General features: G+C 63.6%; 15 protein-coding genes and 1 pseudogene. 5 read left to right on the top strand and 11 right to left on the bottom strand.

Features of this window, described 5'->3' with window-relative positions; genetic code table 11:
- The first annotated feature begins 73 nt into the window (after nucleotides 1-73).
- From BV071_RS32990 to BV071_RS14580, 3 genes are all read left to right on the top strand, one after another.
- A complete protein-coding gene (locus BV071_RS32990; protein ID WP_052573366.1) occupies nucleotides 74-2,647 on the top strand; it encodes a DUF1800 family protein in 2,574 nt (857 codons plus the stop codon).
- Nucleotides 2,648-2,661: 14 nt separating this feature from the next.
- Nucleotides 2,662-4,137: a DUF1501 domain-containing protein gene (locus BV071_RS14585; RefSeq protein WP_035608471.1), complete on the top strand. Its 1,476-nt coding sequence runs from the start codon at nucleotides 2,662-2,664 to the stop codon at nucleotides 4,135-4,137.
- 76 nt (nucleotides 4,138-4,213) lie between these two features.
- The gene (locus tag BV071_RS14580; RefSeq protein WP_265594451.1) at nucleotides 4,214-6,148 is read left to right on the top strand and encodes an alpha-L-fucosidase; all 1,935 of its coding nucleotides are present in this window, start codon (nucleotides 4,214-4,216) and stop codon (nucleotides 6,146-6,148) included.
- Between the two features lie 9 nt (nucleotides 6,149-6,157).
- Here BV071_RS14580 and BV071_RS14575 read toward each other — a convergent pair whose 3' ends face one another.
- The 3 genes from BV071_RS14575 to BV071_RS14565 are packed head-to-tail and all read right to left on the bottom strand — an operon-like array spanning nucleotide 6,158 to nucleotide 10,145.
- Entirely contained in the window at nucleotides 6,158-7,105 is a 948-nt protein-coding gene (locus tag BV071_RS14575) for a MoxR family ATPase (RefSeq protein WP_035608466.1), read from the bottom strand.
- The gene (locus BV071_RS14570) at nucleotides 7,102-9,066 is read right to left on the bottom strand and encodes a hypothetical protein (RefSeq protein ID WP_035608464.1); all 1,965 of its coding nucleotides are present in this window, start codon (nucleotides 9,064-9,066) and stop codon (nucleotides 7,102-7,104) included. The genes BV071_RS14575 and BV071_RS14570 overlap by 4 nt, the downstream gene beginning before the upstream one ends.
- A complete protein-coding gene (locus BV071_RS14565; RefSeq protein ID WP_035608547.1) occupies nucleotides 9,063-10,145 on the bottom strand; it encodes a M42 family metallopeptidase in 1,083 nt (360 codons plus the stop codon). Before BV071_RS14565 ends, BV071_RS14570 begins: the two co-directional genes overlap by 4 nt.
- 195 nt (nucleotides 10,146-10,340) lie before the next feature.
- Here BV071_RS14565 and BV071_RS14560 point away from each other — a divergent pair, with 195 nt between their 5' ends.
- Entirely contained in the window at nucleotides 10,341-11,861 is a 1,521-nt protein-coding gene (locus BV071_RS14560; RefSeq protein WP_265594450.1) for a hypothetical protein, read from the top strand.
- A gap of 369 nt (nucleotides 11,862-12,230) precedes the next feature.
- On the opposite strand, the gene BV071_RS14555 is transcribed toward BV071_RS14560, so the two are convergent.
- On the bottom strand, nucleotides 12,231-13,160 hold the full coding sequence (locus BV071_RS14555) for an alpha/beta hydrolase (protein ID WP_081886001.1): 930 nt from the start codon (nucleotides 13,158-13,160) through the stop codon (nucleotides 12,231-12,233).
- 116 nt (nucleotides 13,161-13,276) lie between these two features.
- On the opposite strand from BV071_RS14555, the gene BV071_RS14550 reads away from it, so the two are divergent.
- On the top strand, nucleotides 13,277-13,885 hold the full coding sequence (locus BV071_RS14550) for a CGNR zinc finger domain-containing protein (RefSeq protein WP_052573365.1): 609 nt from the start codon (nucleotides 13,277-13,279) through the stop codon (nucleotides 13,883-13,885).
- Nucleotides 13,886-13,910: 25 nt separating this feature from the next.
- Here BV071_RS14550 and BV071_RS14545 read toward each other — a convergent pair whose 3' ends face one another.
- The 7 genes and pseudogenes from BV071_RS14545 to BV071_RS14515 form a co-directional block, all read right to left on the bottom strand.
- Nucleotides 13,911-14,279 (bottom strand): hypothetical protein, encoded by a 369-nt coding sequence (locus BV071_RS14545; protein ID WP_035608461.1) that lies wholly within the window; start codon nucleotides 14,277-14,279, stop codon nucleotides 13,911-13,913.
- 107 nt (nucleotides 14,280-14,386) lie between these two features.
- Complete coding sequence (locus BV071_RS35430; protein ID WP_265594449.1) at nucleotides 14,387-14,638, bottom strand: SHOCT domain-containing protein; 252 nt, start codon at nucleotides 14,636-14,638, stop codon at nucleotides 14,387-14,389.
- Between the two features lie 301 nt (nucleotides 14,639-14,939).
- The gene (locus BV071_RS14535) at nucleotides 14,940-15,503 is read right to left on the bottom strand and encodes an aminodeoxychorismate/anthranilate synthase component II (RefSeq protein ID WP_035608456.1); all 564 of its coding nucleotides are present in this window, start codon (nucleotides 15,501-15,503) and stop codon (nucleotides 14,940-14,942) included.
- Nucleotides 15,504-15,509: 6 nt separating this feature from the next.
- The gene (gene trpE, locus BV071_RS14530; protein WP_265594448.1) at nucleotides 15,510-17,009 is read right to left on the bottom strand and encodes an anthranilate synthase component I; all 1,500 of its coding nucleotides are present in this window, start codon (nucleotides 17,007-17,009) and stop codon (nucleotides 15,510-15,512) included.
- A 224-nt stretch (nucleotides 17,010-17,233) separates the two neighbouring features.
- Nucleotides 17,234-17,476, bottom strand: coding sequence for a hypothetical protein (locus BV071_RS14525; RefSeq protein ID WP_035608454.1), 243 nt, complete (start codon nucleotides 17,474-17,476; stop codon nucleotides 17,234-17,236).
- Between the two features lie 43 nt (nucleotides 17,477-17,519).
- Nucleotides 17,520-18,308, bottom strand: coding sequence for an indole-3-glycerol phosphate synthase TrpC (trpC, locus tag BV071_RS14520; RefSeq protein WP_035608452.1), 789 nt, complete (start codon nucleotides 18,306-18,308; stop codon nucleotides 17,520-17,522).
- 110 nt (nucleotides 18,309-18,418) lie between these two features.
- Nucleotides 18,419-18,887 (bottom strand): annotated as a pseudogene (locus tag BV071_RS14515) (hypothetical protein); the annotation flags it as partial.

Here is an 18,887-nt window from a genome sequence, read left to right as displayed (position 1 = left end):
ATATTCGCTTTCTTCGGATGTCAGGACATGCGGAAGGCTTGTTTTGGCTTAAGGGTCAATGCAATCTGGTCCCATGAAGACCGGGCTGTCGCCTCTCATCGCCTTCGCCGCGCTCCTGCCGTCGACCAGCTTTGCCATTGATGGGAACGGCAACTCGCAGAGCGATGTGTGGGAAATGTATTTCGGCGCGTCCGGCCTATCCGCCGCGGCCGATGCCGACAAGGACGGCTGGAGCAATCTCAACGAAAGCCTGGCAGGGACCAATCCGCTTGATCCGAAGTCCTGGCCGAAGGTGGAGTTGGATCGTTCGGGCGGGCAATCCTTGCTGCAGTGGCAGGGCGTGGCGGGCAAGCGCTACGAGATCCTTAGTAGCACTGATCTGACAAGCTGGACGCCGCTACCGGGAAACATCCCGGGGACCAATGGGCCGATGTCCCGGAGCCTGCCGGCGGGCGGTCCAAGTGCCTACTTCAAGCTCCAGCCTTCGGACCTCGATAGCGATGGCGACGGCGTAAGCGACTGGGAGGAGGCACTGGTGGGCTTCAATCCCACGACCAACCGCACTGGGCGCTTCTCGCAGACGGACTCGCAGCGGATCAGCGCCGGACTGACTGCCACGAACACGATCACCGTTTCCGTCTATGATGACAACTGCTGGGAGCGCTGGCCGGATCCCGCGGTTTTCGTGCTGCGACGCAGCGGTGGCCTCAAGCCGCTGACGGTGAACTTTTCCTTGGGCGGAACTGCGACCAATGGCGTGGACTACACGCCTTCCGCGACCGGCTCGGTGGCCTTCGCCGCAGGACAGAACGAAGCTTTTGTGAAGGTCGTCCCTGTCGAGGACGCGGACGATGAGGAAAGCACGGAGACGGTCGTACTCACCGCGCTTGCGGGCACGGGTTATACCTTGGGCGGCACGATCTCCGACAGCGTCTCGATCAACAACCAGACGGCAAGCAGCGGCCCTTCGCCAAAGGAAGCGGCGCGCTTCCTGATCCAAGCGGCCTTCGGGCCTGACCAGGATTCCGCGGCTGACCCCGACCAGATCCCCGAGAACGTGGAGGAAGTGATGTCGATGGGCTTCGAGGCTTGGATCGATGACCAGTTCACCCGCCCGGTCGGCCGCCTGACGCCGATGGTCAATTGGCAGAACGAGCAGCCGGGCAGCGCGAATATCTGGAACGATCGCAAGATGAACGCCTGGTGGGGCCGAGCGATGGGCGTGCCAAAGCTGCGGCCGGATGCCGCCACCGGGCAATTGCCCGATCCACTGCGGCAGCGCGTTGGCTTCGCGCTGGCCCAGATCTTCGTGATCAGCGAGCGCATGGAGCGGATCGGCGTGGAGCCGGCGGCGATGACCCACTTCTACGACAAGCTGTTAGAGAATGGCTTCGGCAACTTCGAGAACCTCTTGCGCGATGTGACCCTGCATCCCTGCATGGGGAACTACCTGAGCTACTTGGACAATCGCAAGGCGAACCCGGTGACCCGGACTTTCCCGGATGAGAACTACGCGCGGGAGGTCATGCAGCTCTTCAGCATCGGCCTGTGGATGCTCAACCCGGATGGCACGCGCAAGCTGGACCCCCAGGGCAACCCGATCCCCACTTACGACAACTCGAACATCACCGAGTTTGCGCGGGTTTTCACCGGGCTCTCGTACGGCGGCTTGGTCAATGGCCAGCCGGCGCCCTTCGCATCTTGGGATGGCGACTTCACGCTGCCAATGAAGGGCTTCGATGCCGAGCATGATCTCGGCCCCAAGACGCTGCTTTTGGGAGCGACCACCCCGGCGCGCACGGCAAGCCCGGGCAGCACCGGCACCGCAACGATGGCCGATGTGAACGCGGCGATCTCGAATCTCTTTAATCACCCGAATGTCGGCCCCTTCATCGGCAAGCAATTGATCCAGCGGCTGGTGACATCCAATCCCTCGCCCGCCTACATTGCGCGGGTGAGCGCTGCCTTCAATGCCGCGCCGCGGGGTGACATGGCGCGGACGGTGAAGGCGATCCTGCTGGATCCCGAGGCACGCGATGCCGCGAAGATCGCAGACCCAACCTTTGGCAAGCTGCGCGAGCCCTTCCTGAAAGTCGTGAACGTCGCGCGGGCTTTCAACGCGAGCACGCAGGCCGGTTGGTACTACCTCTCGAATCACGATCAGGACCACGTGCAGGAGCCCTTCAATCCGCCGAGTGTCTTCAATTTCTACCTGCCCAGCTACACGCCGCCGGGCGCGCTGGCTTCCGCGGGCCTGGTCTCGCCGGAGTTGCAGATCATCAATGCGGCCTCCGGGGTCACAGCGCCGAATTACTTCTGGGATCACATCACGGCCCAGTATGACTACGGCGCGTCCACCAATGACCGCCGGACCTTTTTGAACCTCGACCAGGAGTGGCTGCTGAATGTGCCTGCCGCCGCGGTGGGGCAGCCGGACCCGAATGTGCAGCCACTGGACCCGGACCCCTTGATCCGCCGTCTCGATCTGGCGCTCACCGGTGGCACGCTGGAGCCGGAGTCATTCCAGGTCATTCACGAGGCGCTCGCCCGCATCGGTCCCGGCAGTGGCTGGGAGTGGCCGGAGAGTCGGCTGAAGCTCGCCATCTATCTGATCGTCTGCAGCCCGGAGTTCGCGGTCCAACACTAACACCTCTTCTTCCCATGAACCGTCGCCGTTTCCTTGGCCAAGCCAGTTGCTCCGCCGTCAGTGCCATCCCGGTGCTGAACACGCTGCTGAACCTGCGTCTCGCCAGCTCGATTGCGAATGCCGCGCCACCGCAGGCGAGCGAATACCGCGCGCTGGTCTGTCTCTTCATGAGCGGCGGGAATGACAGCTACAATATGCTCTCGCCTCTCACCGGGGCGTCCTCCACGCATGCGAACTCGCGAACGGAGTACGAGAATACCCGTGGTAATCTCGCGCTACCATTGACGGGCCTGCACGAGGTCCATCCGCTGAATACGCCCGACCGGACCTTTGCGGTGCATCCTTCGATGCCGCGGCTGGCGCAGCTCTTCGAGGCGGAGAATGCGGCCTTTGTGGCGAATGTCGGGACCCTGATCGAGCCGGTCTTCAATCGCACCGAGGTGAACAATGCCTCCAAGCGCCTGCCGCTGGGTCTCTACTCGCACGCGGACCAAATCGAGCAGTGGCAGACCAGCGTGCCGCAGAGCCGCTCGGGTGTTGGCTGGGGCGGCCGGATGATGGACCTGATCAAGGACATCAATCCGAGCCAACTGGTCTCCATGAACATCTCGGTGGATGGCAGCAATGTCTTCCAGAGCGGGATCACCGGAGCGGAGTATGCGATCGTACCGAGCGACGGGGGCGGCAACGGTGGTGCGCAGGCGCTCGCGGGCTATCAGTCTGGCTACAATGCCAACTCCGGATTCGGCAATGCCGCCAGCACGGCGGTGGATAGCATGCTGGCGCGGCAGTATGGCCACTTGCTGCAAGAGACCTTCCAGCAGAAGCGCCGCGATGCGCAGGCGGCTTATTCGATCTACCACAATGCGACTTCCGGCGCGCTGCCCGGGAGCGTGAACTTTCGGCTTGGCCCGGGACCTAACAACGAGCCGCCCAATCGCCTGGGCCAGCAACTCCATCAGGTGGCGAAAGCGATCATGGGGCGGAGCGCGATCGGGGCGCTGCGGCAGACCTTTTTCGTGAACCTTGGTGGCTGGGATCACCACAGCGAGACACTGTCCCAGCAGCAAACCATGCTCGCATGGGTGGATGAAGCGATCGGCGCATTCTGGGACCAGCTTGTCCTGCTGGGCGTGGAGAATCAGGTGACGCTCTTCACTGGCTCCGACTTCGGGCGGACCCTGACAAGCAACGACCGCGGCTCCGATCATGCCTGGGGCGGGAATCACTTCATCATGGGCGGCAGCGTGGCAGGCCGGAAGATCTACGGACAATATCCCAGTCTCGCCCTCAATCCTCTCAGTGGCGGTGAACTCAATCCACTCGACACCGGCCGAGGGCGGATGATCCCGACCACCAGCTGCGATGAGTACTTCGGCGAGCTCGCGCTGTGGCTGGGAGTGCCGCCCTCCAGCCTGCATCTCGTGCTGCCGAACGTGGGGAATTTCTTCACGCCGGGGGCGACGGGGCCGCTGGGATTCTTCGGCTGAGGAGGGCTGCCGCAAGCATGTGGGAGCAAATCGATTTGCTTGCGGGAGCGGTCCTGAGGACTACATGATGTCACCCATGATCAGGATATCGCAGCTTGTCTCGTTTTTGATGCCGTTGGCGGCTTTCGCCGCCGAGCCGGCGCCTCTGCCCTACAAGGGCGTTCCGAACGAGGCGCAGCTCGCATGGCACGAACTCGAGACCTACGCCTTCGTCCACTTCACCACGAATACCTTCACCGGCAAGGAGTGGGGCTTTGGTGACGAGGATCCGGCGATCTTCAATCCGACGGACTTCGATGCGGACCAGATCGTGGGCACGCTCGCGAAGGCGGGCATGAAAGGCGTGATCCTCACCTGCAAGCATCACGATGGCTTTTGCATGTGGCCCAGCAAGACCACCGAGCACGACATCGCGGCCAGCCCGTGGAAGAATGGCAAGGGCGACATGGTGAAGGAATTCAGCGAGGCGGCGAAGCGCCAAGGCATTCGCTTCGGGGTTTATCTCTCGCCCTGGGACCGGAACTCTCCCGACTACGGCAGCGACCGCTATGTGGAAGTTTACCGCGAGCAGCTCCGGGAACTACTGAACGGTTACGGTCCTGTCTTCACGGTCTGGCATGATGGCGCGAATGGCGGCGATGGCTTCTATGGAGGCAAGCGCGGCAAACGCTCGATCGACCGGACGAGCTACTACGATTGGCCTCGTACTTGGGAGATGGTCCGCAAGCTGCAGCCGACTGCCGCGATTTTCTCGGACGTGGGGCCGGACGTCCGCTGGATCGGCAATGAGCGCGGCATGGCGGGCTACCCGTGCTGGGCGACCTATTCGCCCGTGGGTCCGGATGGCGGAGCGGCTGCTCCCGGGCACGTGCGCGAGCGCGAGGGCACGACTGGCACGGTGGATGGCACACAGTGGCTGACGGGCGAGTGCGATGTCTCAATCCGCCCGGGCTGGTTCTGGCATGAGGAGGAGAACAGCAAGGTGCGCTCGCCGAAGAACTTGCTCGATCTCTATTTCAACTCAGTCGGCCACGGTGCTTCCTTCCTCCTGAATGTGCCGCCGGATCGCCGCGGCCGCATCAATGAGGCCGATGTGGCGGCTCTCGAAGGATACAAGAAGGCGCTGGATGCCCTGTTCTCCAAGAACCTGGCCGAGGGTGCCAAGGTGAGTGCCAGCAGCGTTCGCGGGCCCGACTTCGACGCCGCCAAGGTTTTGGACGACGACAAGGCAAGCTACTGGGCGACTCCGGACAACGTGACCAAGGCAACACTGGAACTGACCCTGCCGGAGGCACGGACCTTCAGCGTGGTGCGGCTGCGCGAGGCGATTCGCCTCGGCCAGCGGGTCCGGAGGTTCTCTCTCTCGGTGCGTGAGCAAGGCCAGTGGGTGCCGTGGATTGCCGATGGCAGCAGCATCGGCGCGCAGACCTTGCTGCGTGGCAAGCGGGTGACTGCGGATGCCGTGCGGCTGGAGCTTCTGGAGTGCGCGGCTTGTCCGTGCTTGTCGGAGTTCTCGCTGTGGCTGGAGCCGGAAGGCGTGCCGGATCATCTCGCGAAGCGGAATCCCGGCGAGCTGTCCAAGGATGGCTGGAGCGTGACGGCGAGCTTTGAAACCGCGGATCACCCGGCGAAGCATGCGATCGATGGCGATCCGCGGACTTTCTGGTGCACGCACGATGCGGTGAAGGGCGAGCAGGGGCCGCCACAAAGCCTGACGCTCGATCTCGGCCGGGAGCAGGCCTTGGCCGCCTTGCTTTTCTTGCCGCGGCAAGACGGAACCCCGCACGCGGTGGTGGACCGATATCGCCTCGAATGGAGCCGCGACGGCAAGGACTGGAGCAAGCCTCTCGAAGGGGAGTTTTCCAACATCCGGGCAAATCCCGTGGAGCAGCGCGTGGCGCTGCCACCGGATGTGAAGGCCCGCTACGTCCGCTTCACGGCACTCGGAGTGCTGGAGAAGAACAACGTGACCATGGCCGAGATCGGCGTGATCGCCGCGGACAAGCGGTAGGCCCTGGCCTCACACCGGCACCGGGATCTGCGCGAGGATGTCCGTGACCACCTGTCGTCCCGTCACGCCGGAGAGCTTGGCCTCCGGCGCGATGACCAAGCGGTGGCCGATGACATCCGCGGCAACGGTCTGGATCGTTTCCGGGACCACGAAGTCACGGCCTTCGAAGAGCGAGAGCGCCTGCGCCATCTTCATCAGCGCGATCGAGGCGCGCGGGCTGGCGGCGAGCTGGACGTCGTCGCGACCGCGGGTGGCGGAGACGATATCGACGATGTAGCCCCGCAGCTCATCGCTGATGCGGACGCGGCGGGTCGCTTCTAACAGGCCGACAAGATTGTCACGGGTCACCACTGGCTGGAGCAGGTCGACCGGGTGGCGGTCGATCTGATCGGAAAGAATCGCCCGCTCTTCCTCCGGCGTCACATAGCCCAGGCGGCTCTGGATCATGAAGCGGTCCATCTGTGCCTCCGGCAGCGGATAGGTGCCGCGGAATTCCACCGGGTTTTGGGTGGCGATCACGAAGAAGAGACCATCGAGGTCATGGCGCTCGCCATCGATCGTGGCCTGGCGCTCGGCCATTGCTTCTAACAGGGCTGACTGGGTCCGCGGCGAGGCGCGGTTGATCTCATCCGCGAGCAGGATATCGGCGAAGACCGGACCCGGACGGAAACGGAATTCCTGCGTGCGCGGATCGAAGATCGAGACCCCGAGGATATCGCCGGGCAGAAGGTCTGGCGTGAACTGCACGCGCTTGAAGGCGGCTCCGTCCACGGATTTCGCGATCGCCTTGGCGAGGGTGGTCTTGCCGGTGCCGGGCACGTCTTCCACCAGGGCATGGCCACCTCCCGCCAGACAGGCGAGGATGTTGCGGAGGGCGGTGTCTTGGCCCCGCACGACGGTGCGGACGGCTTCTTCCAAACGCTGGGCGGTTTGTCGTGCGGAGTTGAGATCGCTCATTCGGTGGTCTTCTGGCGGCCGCGGTCGGCGGCGGAAAGGGCACGGTGCTTTTCGAAGATCGCCTCCAGCTCGCCGCGCGCTCCTTCCGGGAGGCGAGCGGTGACGCGGTCCCAGACGCCGCGATTCAAGAAGTCGCGGGTCCGGGTCAGGGGATCGTAGAGATCGAGTTCGGGCAGCAGGCGCGGCCCGGCAGGAGTGCTGACTACCAGCACCAGCGGGTACAGATTGGCGGAGTCATCACCGTCCGGCGGTGGCACCCGCAGGCTGACTGCGGCCCAGCGGCCAGAGCGGTGGATGCCGAGGATTTCCCCGGCTTGTCCGTCACGGATATCGGAGCCGATGTTGCGCAGCAGGCGATTGATGCCGGTATCGTCATCGAAGCACGCGGAGCGGGTAAAAACGGCCTCGGCATCGCCTTGGACCAGGGCCTTTCTGGCCTCGTCTACCAAGCGGCGGGTGTCCTCTTCGCTGGGGGCGGAATCCGCAGCGATGCCACCGATGCGGCCGACCGTGCCGGTCCACCATTCGCGGCGCCGTGCATCCATGGCCTGCTCTTGCCAAGCCGCAATGGCGTCTTTGCTGGTGGCCGAGGCGAATTCCGGCTCACCGCCGAAGACTGGATTGGCCAGCCAGCCCTTCTCGCCGCGGCGGAAATAGAGCTTCTCGATCGCTGGCTTCACCGGATCGCGGCCCGCGAACATCTGGACGAGCGCAACCGCATCGTCACCGGATTCGAAGGCGTCCAGTAGGAGCGGCGAAACCCCGTCCGGGCGATTGTGGATCTTCCGCCACAGCTCGGCTGCGCGCGACATGGAGTCGAGCGCCCCCTTCGTGGGGGCTCCGAGGTCGAGCAGGTGGCAGGCGTCGGCGAGGGACGGCTGGCGCAGGGCATTCACCATGGCTTGGGCCGCTTCACGAGCGCTGCCGACGGCAGTGGGTGCCAGCGTCTCCTTCAGCTTGCCGGGGAATTTTTCGATGAACTCGGCATCGAGAACCTCGTCGTCGGCCTCTTGGCCGGGGGAAAGCGGGCGCGTCGCCGGAGCCAGCAGGTCGTGGGTCAGGCGGATGTGCCAGTTGCCCGCTGCCGAGCGGACGAAGGGCAGATGCACCGTGCGTGGCCGCAGGCGCGAGGAGGCATCCCCATCGGGATCGAGTGCGACGATGCTGACCAGCGGCTCCTTGTCATCGTCCTCGGTGGCGACGATGGCGCGGACTGCTTCCGGCGATGCCAGCAGGCGCCAGAGCGAGTGGGTGATCTCCTTCTTCCGCAGGTTGCCGGAGACTACCTGGAAGGTCTCATCCCAATCGGCGGGGCGGGGCTCCTCCAAGCCGCCGAGCATCGCGAGTGCCGCGGGCAGGTCGCGCTTGGTCAGTGCCGCGAGGAAGTTCTCCGCCAGCTTGGTGGGGGTGGCCTGTTGCAGGGCACCGGGCGAGATCACCTTGCGCATCTCCTCAGCCAGCAGGGAGAAGGCGTCGTTTTTGAGACGCAGCAGTTGGTCGGAGCGTTCTTGGAGCATCCAGTCCTCCAAGTTCGTGGCCCGCTGCAGGAAGCCGGGGCGGAAGCTCAGGCCGGTATTGTCGAAGGACGAGGGGAGGGGTGCGGGCAGCCAGTTGTCCCCCTCCTTCACCAAGCCCACGGCGTGGATCTGGACCGTGTTCGAATCGAAATTGGTGATCTGCGAGACCAGCACTGCCGCCAGATCGCCGTCCTCCTTGTCTGCCACCGGCCGCAAATCCTCGGGCCTCAGGCTCTTGCGCAGGCGGACCAGCCGCGAACGAATGCCTTTCAAGTCTTCCGGGCTGGTCTCAGGGGAAAGTGCGGTGCCCTCGCCGGGCTTCACTTCCGCCTTGCCGGCCGCCACGTCCCGCAGCCACGCCAACGCCGCGTCCGATGGATTCTGGGCTGCGGACGCGAGCCCGCAGGAAGCCAGGATCAAGGCGATGGCGGCGGGAGACTTCATAGGCTCTGGTGGAAGCGGTCGGAAGCGGTGAGCGAGGTGACGAAACCGGCGAGCAGGTCGATGGTCCGCGCGATGTCATCAAGGTGCGCAGTCTCCACCACCGAGTGCATGCAGCGCAGCGGCAGGGATACTAGAGCACTGGGCACGCCCTCGCGCTGGTGGAAAATCTTGTCCGTATCCGTGCCGGTGAAGCGGCTGCTGGCCTCGTGTTGAACGGGCACTTTCCCCTTGGTGGCCGTATCGATCAGGCGCTTCACGACCAGCGGGTGGTTCGCGGTGCCGTGGCTGATGGTCGGGCCGCCGCCGAGCTTCACGCTGCCGAACTTCGAATTGTCGATGCCCGGGGTGTCCGTGGCGTGGGTCACGTCCAGACAGATACAGACGTCGGGATTGAGGCGGTAGGTGGCCATCATCGCGCCATTCCCGCCGATTTCCTCCTGCACCATGTTCGCGCAGATCAGGGTGAAGGCGGGCTTCTTCTTGGACTTGGCGATGCGCTTGAGGACCTGGGCGATGATGTAGCCGCCGATGCGATTGTCGATCGCGCGGCCGGCAATGCGCTTGTGGGCCAGCTCGATCGGGCCGTCTTCGTAGACCGCCGGGTGGCCGACGCGCAGGCCCATAGCCGCGACTTCGCGAGCATTCGAGGCACCCACATCGACCCACAGTTCGTGGACCTGCGGAGCCTTCTCATCGCCTGCGCTGTCGCGACGGAGATGGATCGCGGTATTGCCGATAATCCCCTTCACGAGACCCTTGTCGCCTTGGAAATCGAGCCGACGGCCCCGTGCAGTGGCCACATCGCTGCCGCCGATGCGGTCGATGCGGATGAAGCCGTCCTGCTGGATACTCTTGATCATGAAGCCGATCTCGTCCGCGTGGGCGGTCAGCATCACGGTCTTGGGCGACTTCCCGGCGCCGGGCAGAGTGGCCCAAGTCGAGCCGTAGGCGTCGCAGGTGACCTCCGCGGCGATCGGGCGGAGATAATCGGCCCAGACCCGCTGCCCCGGCATCTCGAAGCCGGTGGGGCTGGGGGTCTGCAACAGCTTGAAAAGGAAATCCCGGTCGTCCTGCGTCATCCCGGCCATTCAAGCAGTTGTATGGCGGAGGGCAATCGGGGAGTGATGGAGTCAGTCGGTTCTCGGGCGGGATGCTCGGCCTGCGGCGGGCTTTCTGGCGCGGACAAATGATTTTTTCCGCCGTTTCCGGGGACAGCCGGGGAGATTGTCACGCGGGAGCCGCCGGGCCTAGGCTGGGGGTAAATCTACCGATCCATGCGATTCCGAATCTCCGCTCCCGCCAGTTTGCTGATCCTCATGGTCCTCGCTTTACCCTTGGCCCGGGGTGAAGGAGAACCCCTCGCCTTCGAGGGCGGAAAGAGCCAGTGGCATGATGGCTTCGAGCGCTACGACTTCATCATGGACACCGCCACGCTGGAGATCTCTCCCTACAAGGCTCCGAAGGGGGAGAACTTCTCGGTGGGCGATCCGGAGCAGGGCAAGCGCCGCTGCGTGGTAGTTGCGCCCAAGGAACCTGCGCCGGGGAACCCTTGGTCGTGGCAGGGCTGCTACTGGGACCACCAGCCCCAAGCGGAGGTGGAGCTGCTGAAGCGCGGCTTCCACATCGCCTACATCTCGGCAAACTCGGAGCTGAAGCCGGGCAAGGAGTGGGATGCGTGGTATGATTTTCTAACAGCGAAGCACGGGCTCTCGCCGAAGCCGGCCTTCATCGGGATGAGCCGCGGTGGCGAGTATGCCTACACTTGGGCGGTGAGGCATCCGGCGCAGGTGTCCTGCATCTATGCGGACAATCCGGGCGGGAATGCGGAGATGCTCGCGGGCCTCGGCGGGCTGGCGGAGAACAATGTGCCGCTGCTGCATGTGTGCGGCAGCCTGGATCCGCTGTTAGGCCGCTTCTCCAATGTGATCGAGACCACCTATGAGCAGATGGGAGGAAGGATCTCAGTGATCATGAAGGATGGTGCGGGACATCATCCGCACAGCTTGCATGATCCGGGGCCGATCGCGGATTTCATCGAGCAGAGTGTGAAGCATCCACTGCCCGCGGCTCCGGCCTTAGCGGGTGAGCAGAGCAAGCACGCCAGCTTCTATGGCACGGCGATGACCTACGCGGACTCCGAGGTGGAAGGCACTTCGCTCACGTGCCGCGGCGCTCGTTTCACCGGCTGCTATGACCGCTATGCCTTCGAGCTTCCCGGGGTGGAGGGTGCGGTGAATGTGATCGTGCCGGAGAAGGCGGCGGCGGGCACGCCCTGGGTCTTCCGCGCGGGTGTGGTGGAACGGGAGGCCACGGTGGACGTGGCGCTGCTTGCGAAGGGCTATCACATCGTCACCGGCCCGGTTTCTTACAACAAGGATGGCCCGGATCTGAAGCACTGGAATGCGGTCTATCAGCATCTGGTGAAGTATGGTTTCTCTGCAAAGCCAGTGATGGAAGGTGCAGGTCGCGCCGCGGGTGAGGCCTATGCGTGGGCAATCGCGAATCCGGGGAAAGTGTCCTGCGTCTATGCGGAGAATCCCGTGCTGCAATCCCACATGACGGACGGGCCGCTGTTAGAGAAGCTGAAGCCCTTGGCCACCGCGAAGGTGCCGCTGCTGCATGTCTGCGGCGCGCTCGATCCCGCACTGGAGGAGCAGGGCCGCGTGATCGAGAAGCGTTATCAGGAACTCGGCGGCAAGATCACGGTCATCATCCAAGAAGGTGCCGGGCACTACCCGCTCTCACCCCGCGATCCCGCGCCGGTGGTGGAAGCCATCGCGGGATCGGCGGGCTAAGGAGCTGCGACTTTACTGGCGCTGGCACCGGTAGCCGAAGCAGCTCTTGGGGACCGTTCTCAGGGACAGTAAGGTTCCTCGAATGGTACTCAGTTAAGGTGGTTTCCCACTACCGGGAGCGGCATGTGGAGTGCGGTGGCACGACACCGCTTTGGCTTCGGGTTGGTGATGCAACGGTAGACGGCAGCGGATTGGCGAAGGTGCGCTCTCCGGTGGGCCTAGGTGCCGCCGTGATAGACGATCACGGGCTGGGCGGTCAGATTGTTCTCCGGTCGGTGCATAGGTGCTGCTGCGGTGAACGGCCACGAACCGGAGAATCCAAGCGCCCCCGCAGCCAAGGCGGTGTCGTGCCACCGCACTCCATATAACTCACTTCCGCTCCGCGAAGAAGCTGCGGATCTCCGCGCCGATCTCCTTCGCGTGAGTCTCCAGCGCGAAGTGGCCGGTGTCATAGAAGACCACCTTGGCGTTCGGGTTGTCGCGCTTATAAGCCTCGGCGCCGGGTGGCAGGAAGAAGGGATCATTCTTGCCCCACACGGCGAGCGTGGGCGGCTTGCGGCTGCGGAAGAACTCCTGGAACTTCGGATAGAGCTTCACGTTGTTCTGATAGTCGCCGAAGAGGTCGAGCTGGATCTCCGCGCTCTGCGGCCGCTCGAGCAGCACGTGGTCCAGGGCGTAGGACTCGGGGGCGACTAGGCTTTCATCCTTCACGCCGTGGACGTACTGCCAGCGGGTGGACTCGAGGGTGAGGAAATTGCGCAGGGCATCGCGGTTCTCCTGCGTAGGATGTTCCCAGTACTTCCTCACTGGCTGCCAGCCTTCTTCCGAAAGCCCTTCCACGTAGGCATTGCCATTCTGCGTGACGATGCCGCTGATGCGGTCCGGATACTTCAAGGCGAGGCGCAGGCCGACCGGTGCGCCGTAGTCGAAGATGTAGATGGAGAATTTCTCCAGCTTCAGCTTCTCCACGAAGCCGCCCATGACCTCCGCGAGGTGGTCGAAGGTGTACTTGAACTTCTCATGATCCGGCGCGCTGGAGAAACCGAAGCCGGGAAGGTCCGGCGCGATCACGTGGAAGTCGCCGGAGAGCTCGGGGATGAGATCCCGGAACATGTGGCTGGAGCTGGGGAAGCCGTGGAGCAGAAGGATCACCGGCTTCGAGGGATTGCCCGCCTCGCGGTAGAAAATCGAGGCCTCCGGCAAGGTGGCAGTCTTGTAGTGGACCTCCGTCGCTGCTGCAGAGTGAGTGAGGGCCGCGAGCGCAAGAACTCCGGCGGCGAGGATGGATGGGGTCTTCATGGGGTCGACAGGATTGGGAATGTGTTTTGTAACCTTTAAAATGTCGTGATGACGGTTACCAAATGCGGCCAATGCTGAAACTTGTCAAAAACAATTTTAACGGTTACATTTTACCCGTGAGCACGAGCAGTCCGGAATTTGTTTTTCTCGGGGAGCACCCGGCCCTTGATTTCGCGAATACTCTCTACGCTCCGCACGGCGAACTGGCAGACCAGTTGCGCTCTTGGGCTGATATCATCGAGTGGCTACATCAGGCGAAGCTCGGCGACGGAGCGGCGCTGGAAGTGAGCAAGTCCGGGGCAAAGGCCGCGCTGGAAGCGGTGGTGGCCCTGCGAGTGGCTTGGGTGAAACAGGTGATGGGCATGCTCGCGGGCAAGCCCATCAGCCGGGACTTCCTGCGGATGGTGAATGCCGCGCTGGAGAAGGACCGCTTCTCGGAGGCCGTGGCGACGGGTAACAGTGAGGCTCACTTTGCCTTGGTGCGCTCCGCATCAGAGCTGCGCGGTGTCGATGCGGTGCTGGCGATCCTCTCGCGCCAGATCGCGGACTTCCTCACCGGCTGCAATCACGAGTACTTGCGCCAGTGCGCCGGGCATGGCTGTGTGCTGTTCTTCTACGACACGACGAAGAACCACCGCCGCCAGTGGTGCAGCGCCGCGGCCTGCGGTAACCGGCACAAGGTCGCGGCTTTCCGGGAGAGGCAGGCGAGGAGGAAAGACGGCTAGTTCAGTGGCCCGGCAGCCTTCGTTGTTATTGTCTTACCCACGTGTGCTTCTCGCCGTTGATTTCGGACATCTTCGAACAGTCCTCCGTCACCACGCAATTGATGATGGTCTTTGGAGCCCACGTGACGGTCAGGGTGCGGCGTCCGGTTACCACATAGGTTGGCTTGAGTTTCTTGCCCTCGAAGAGCTGTCGTTTGGCCTTTGGGTCTTTCCTGAAGACGTGAGCCCGAGTGCCATCCGCGTCCGCGATCCAACTGGTACCGACTAGATAGACTTCGAGCTCTTGCTTGGTGTCGGGCAGCGGCTTCTTCTCCGGTGCCGGGTTCTGGGCGAGGCAGGCACTGCTGGAGATGGCTGCTCCAGCCAACAAAGTCAGGAAGGCTCTCAAGGTCATGGAGGAACGCGATACATGGTGAAAGAGCCGGGTAAAGATCCGCTGCTTTTGCGGAGATCTCCGTCATTGCCTTTGCGCGACACCACGAAGATCCCGGAATCTCAAACCTATCGAAGCGCACGCCGCTTCTCTTGTTGAAACTCTTCGTCAGAGATCACGTCTTGGTCGCGCAGTTTCTTCAGCTTCGCCAGCCTCGAAACATCGGCGTCACTGAGGTTCTTCTTGTTCCGTTGAGCCGCGGCGAAAACCACTTCTGCGGCGGGAAAGTTTCCAGGCAGCGGAAAAGCGATCGTGTTCTTTTCGCCGAGAATTACCATGTCCCGATCCATCTGTTCGCAGAACTCCGTGGCGCGCTCCACGGCTCCCGAGCGGCATGCCGACACGGGAACGAAGCCGGAGGCCCCACGCTCGTAAACGCGGTAGAGATCCTTTTCAGGATAAGTATGCGAGTTCAATTTCGGCGGTGACGAAAAGTGAGATTTGCTCGTCGCATAGCGCTCAATTGGCGGCGAGGAGCTGCAGGAGGCGAGGGCAAGCGCGCAAACCACAGCGGCTGCAGAGGGGGAGAAGAATCTCATTCTCCCCCTCTCTAGCAGACGACATTTCACAGGGTCAAGGCCACGTCGGTCCGGATCGACGCAGGGGCGTCACTGGATGCACTCAATACCCCAAGAAGTTTTCCAGGATCCGCTTCCCATCCTGCGTGAGGATTGACTCCGGGTGGAACTGCACGCCGTGCACGGGATGCGTCTTGTGCTTCAGTCCCATGATCTCGCCCTCGGCGGTCCACGCGGTGATCTCCAGGCAATCCGGCAGGGTCTCGCGCTTCACGATGAGCGAGTGGTAGCGCGTGGCCTCGAAGGGGCTCGGCAGGCCGGCGAAGACGCTCTTGCCCTCGTGCAGGATTGGCGAGGTCTTGCCGTGCATGAGACGGTCCGCGCGCACCACATCGCCGCCATACACCTGGCCGATCGACTGGTGGCCGAGGCAGACGCCGAGGATGGGCGTGCTGGCACCCAGCTCTTGGATCAGCTCGCAGGAGATGCCCGCCTCGTTCGGCGTGCAGGGACCCGGCGAGATGCAAATACGCTCGGGCTTGAGGGCCTTCACATCCGCCACCGTCAGCGCGTCGTTGCGCACGATCTTCATCTCTGCACCAAGCTCGCCGAAATATTGGACGAGGTTGTAGGTGAAGGAGTCGTAGTTATCGATGATGAGTAGCATGGCAGCTTAGCCTTCGAGGGTTTTGGCAAGAGCGATGGCGCGGAGCATGCCCTTTGCCTTGTTGACGGTCTCCTCGTATTCGTAAGTCGGATTGGAATCAGCGACCACACCGGCACCGGCTTGCACGTAGGCCTTGCCGTCCTTCAGCAGGCAGGTGCGCAGAGTGATGCAGGAGTCGTGGCCACCATCGAAGCCGAAGTATCCGACCGCACCGGCATAGGCGCAGCGCTTGCTCTTCTCCAGTTCGTTGATGACCTGCATCGCGCGGATCTTCGGCGCACCGCTGACTGTCCCTGCGGGGAAGGTCGCGCGCAGCACGTCGTAGGCGCTATGGGTATCATCCAGCGTGCCGGTCACGTTCGATACGATGTGCATCACGTGGCTGTAGCGCTCGATGATCATGAAGTCATCGACCTTCACGCTGCCGTGCGCGGCGATGCGGCCGACGTCGTTGCGGGCGAGATCGACGAGCATCAGGTGCTCGGCGCGCTCCTTCGGATCGGCCAAGAGATCAGCAGCCAGGGCATCGTCCTCCTCCGGCGTCTTGCCCCTCCAACGCGTGCCGGCGATCGGGCGAATATCGATCCGGCCGGCGATGGCACGAACGTGAACCTCCGGCGACGAACCCACCAAGGCGAAGTCCCCCAGCTCCAGGATGAACATGTAGGGCGAAGGATTCACGTGCCGCAGCGCGCGGTAGAGATCCACCGGTGAGCGGTGGAAGTCTGCGGCGAAGCGTTGGCTCGGCACGAACTGAAACACATCACCTGCGGCGATGTATTCCTTCCCCTTGCGCACCATCTCTTCGTACTCGGCTTGCGTGGTATTGCTTTCCGCAGGCTCGGGCTCGACCGGCGCGAGGCCATTCAAAGCGGGCACGTGCAGCGGACGATTCAGCATCTCCACCAGTGCGGCCACCTTCGACTGTGCGGAGGCATAGGCTTCCTCCAGAGTCGCGTGCTCCGCGGTGAAGGCATTCGCGATGATCTGCAAACGGCGCAGGCGCTGGTCGAAGACCACCAGCGTGTCCGCCAGCAGGAAGACCGCATCGGGGATGCCGAGCTCGTCCTTCGGCGGCTCGGGCACGGTTGGCTCGAATTGCCGGACCGCATCGTAGGAAAGATAGCCCACCAGGCCGCCGCAGAAGGGCGGCAGGTTGCCGTGCAGCACCGGCTTGTAGTCCGCCATGTGGCGCTCCAGCGCGGCCAGCAGGTCGTCCTCCGCCACCGACTTCTCGACATGGGATCCCTCACGGATCGTCAGCTCCTTGCCGCGGGCCTCGATCACCCGCCGCGGGCCGCTGCCGATGATCGACCATCGTCCGCCCTTCTCCGTGCTTTCAGCGCTCTCGAGCAGGAAGGAATGACGCGCGTCGCGCACCTTGAGGTACGCGGACAGCGGCGTCTCGAAGTCCGCGGCAAGCTGGGTGTACACGGGCACGACATTGCCCCGCGTAGCCAGCTTCGCGAATGCTTCGAACGACGGTTCGACCGGAATTGGATTCACAACGCGCGGGAGCATGCCCGGGAAGCGGCGTGGCGCAAGCCCGGGCTTCCCTCTCCTCACATTTCCAAGGGGTTCTGGATACTAACCTTCCGAATGGCTTCCCCGGCTTCTGTAGAGCCAGACCACGAAGAGGGTGCCGAACAAGAGATCGCCAGCTCCGGCACCCACCACCTTCGCGGGTAAGGTGCCAGCACTCCAACACCACACCAGCAATCCGAAGAACGCTAGCTTCCCCGCCGCGCCCGTGGAGACGAAGAGGCGGTCCGCCACGCCCCCGCCCATAGGTAGGCCAACCCAAAGATGAAGACGAAGGCTCCGACGGTGAGCATGTAGAGCGGATGTCCTTCCTCCGGAAGGCCTCCAATCTGGCGGAGAGACTTGGCGAAAGGCAGGAATGCCGCGGCACCCGTCAGGTTCATTGCGGCGGTAGCCAGCATCGCACCGCGCATCCAAATGGGCAGCTTCATGGCTAGGCTGATATTGTGACCTCCTGTTTGGTCACATGCCACATCACACCGTCCGCAGCCCGAGGTAGGCCTCGATCTCCTCCGCCGGGTTGTGCGCGCGCATGAGGGATTCGCCGATCAGCACGGCATTCGCGCCGGCATTGAGGGCGCGCTGGACGTCTTCAAGTGTCTTCAGGCCAGACTCGGCGACGAGGATGACATCATCGGAGACTTCGTCGGCGAGTTCCTCGGTGGTGGCAAGGTCGATCTCGAAGGTCTTCAGGTTGCGGTTGTTGACGCCGATGAGATCCGCACCGAGTTCGATGGCGCGCTCCATTTCAGCGAGGTTGTGGACCTCCACCAGCACATCGAGCTGGAAGTCCTTGGCCTCGTTGTAGAGGCGCTTGAGGGTGTCGTCGTCGAGGGCGGCGACGATCAGAAGGATGGCATCCGCCCCGGCGATGATCGCCTCGTGGATCTGCACGGGGTGGACGGTGAAGTCCTTGCGCAGCAGGGGCGCATTCGAGAACTCGGAGATCTTGGTGAGGTAGCTCAGGGAGCCTTGGAAGTACTTCTCGTCCGTGAGGATGGAGAGGCAGGAAGCGCCGCCATCGAGGTAGCGCTTGGCCTGGCGGATGGGGTCGAAATTCGGGTCGATCAAGCCGACCGAGGGCGAGGCCTTCTTCACCTCCGCGATCACGCCGAGACGGTCCGGGCCGAGGTCGAGGGCGGCGCGGAAGCCGCGGAAATCATTGCGCTGCAGGGCGGCGGCGCGCAGGTGCCCGGCACGGGGCAGCAGGGCCTCCACCTCCTGGTGCTTGGTGGCGATGATCTCAGCGAGCTTGTCGGACATGGCGGGCGGCATGGCGTGGCGGGGGCGAGAAATCACCACGGAATCCCCGGCCCGGAAAGCGGAAAAGGTGGTCCGCGCAGCGCTCCTTGCGGACCACCCAACCCGTTTACCTATGCTCCCTCTGTCTCCAACCTTGCCGCGATGCCATCCAGGACGGCATCCGGCGAGAATTCCCCTGCGGTCAGGCCGATCCGCCCGCAGCCGGCGAATTCGGCGGGATCAAGAGCCCCGGCATCCGCCACGGCGCGGGCGGCGAGGCCCAACCGCCGGGCGGTCTCGATCAAGGTCCGTACCGAAGCCTCCCCGACTTCTCCCGCGACGATAATCGATTCCGCCCAGCGGCTGAGCCCGTCCACGGACCGTTCCCGCTCCAAGGTGGCGGGGGTGGTCGTATCGAGGAAGACCATGCGGCTATCCGGGTGGCGCAGGCGCAGGGCCTCTGCCACCGCGTGGGCGCGGCGTTTGGAAATGGTGGTTTGGCAGACGAGGCCGAATTTCGGCGCGAAGGGCAGCTCGGCCGCCTGGTCGGCGTCCTCGATGATCGCGGTGCCGGTCGCTTCTCCGGCGATGGCGATGGCC

The sequence above is a fragment of the Haloferula sp. BvORR071 genome, assembly GCF_000739615.1.
GTDB lineage: Bacteria > Verrucomicrobiota > Verrucomicrobiia > Verrucomicrobiales > Akkermansiaceae > Haloferula.
This window is presented reverse-complemented; position numbering and strand designations above follow the sequence as displayed.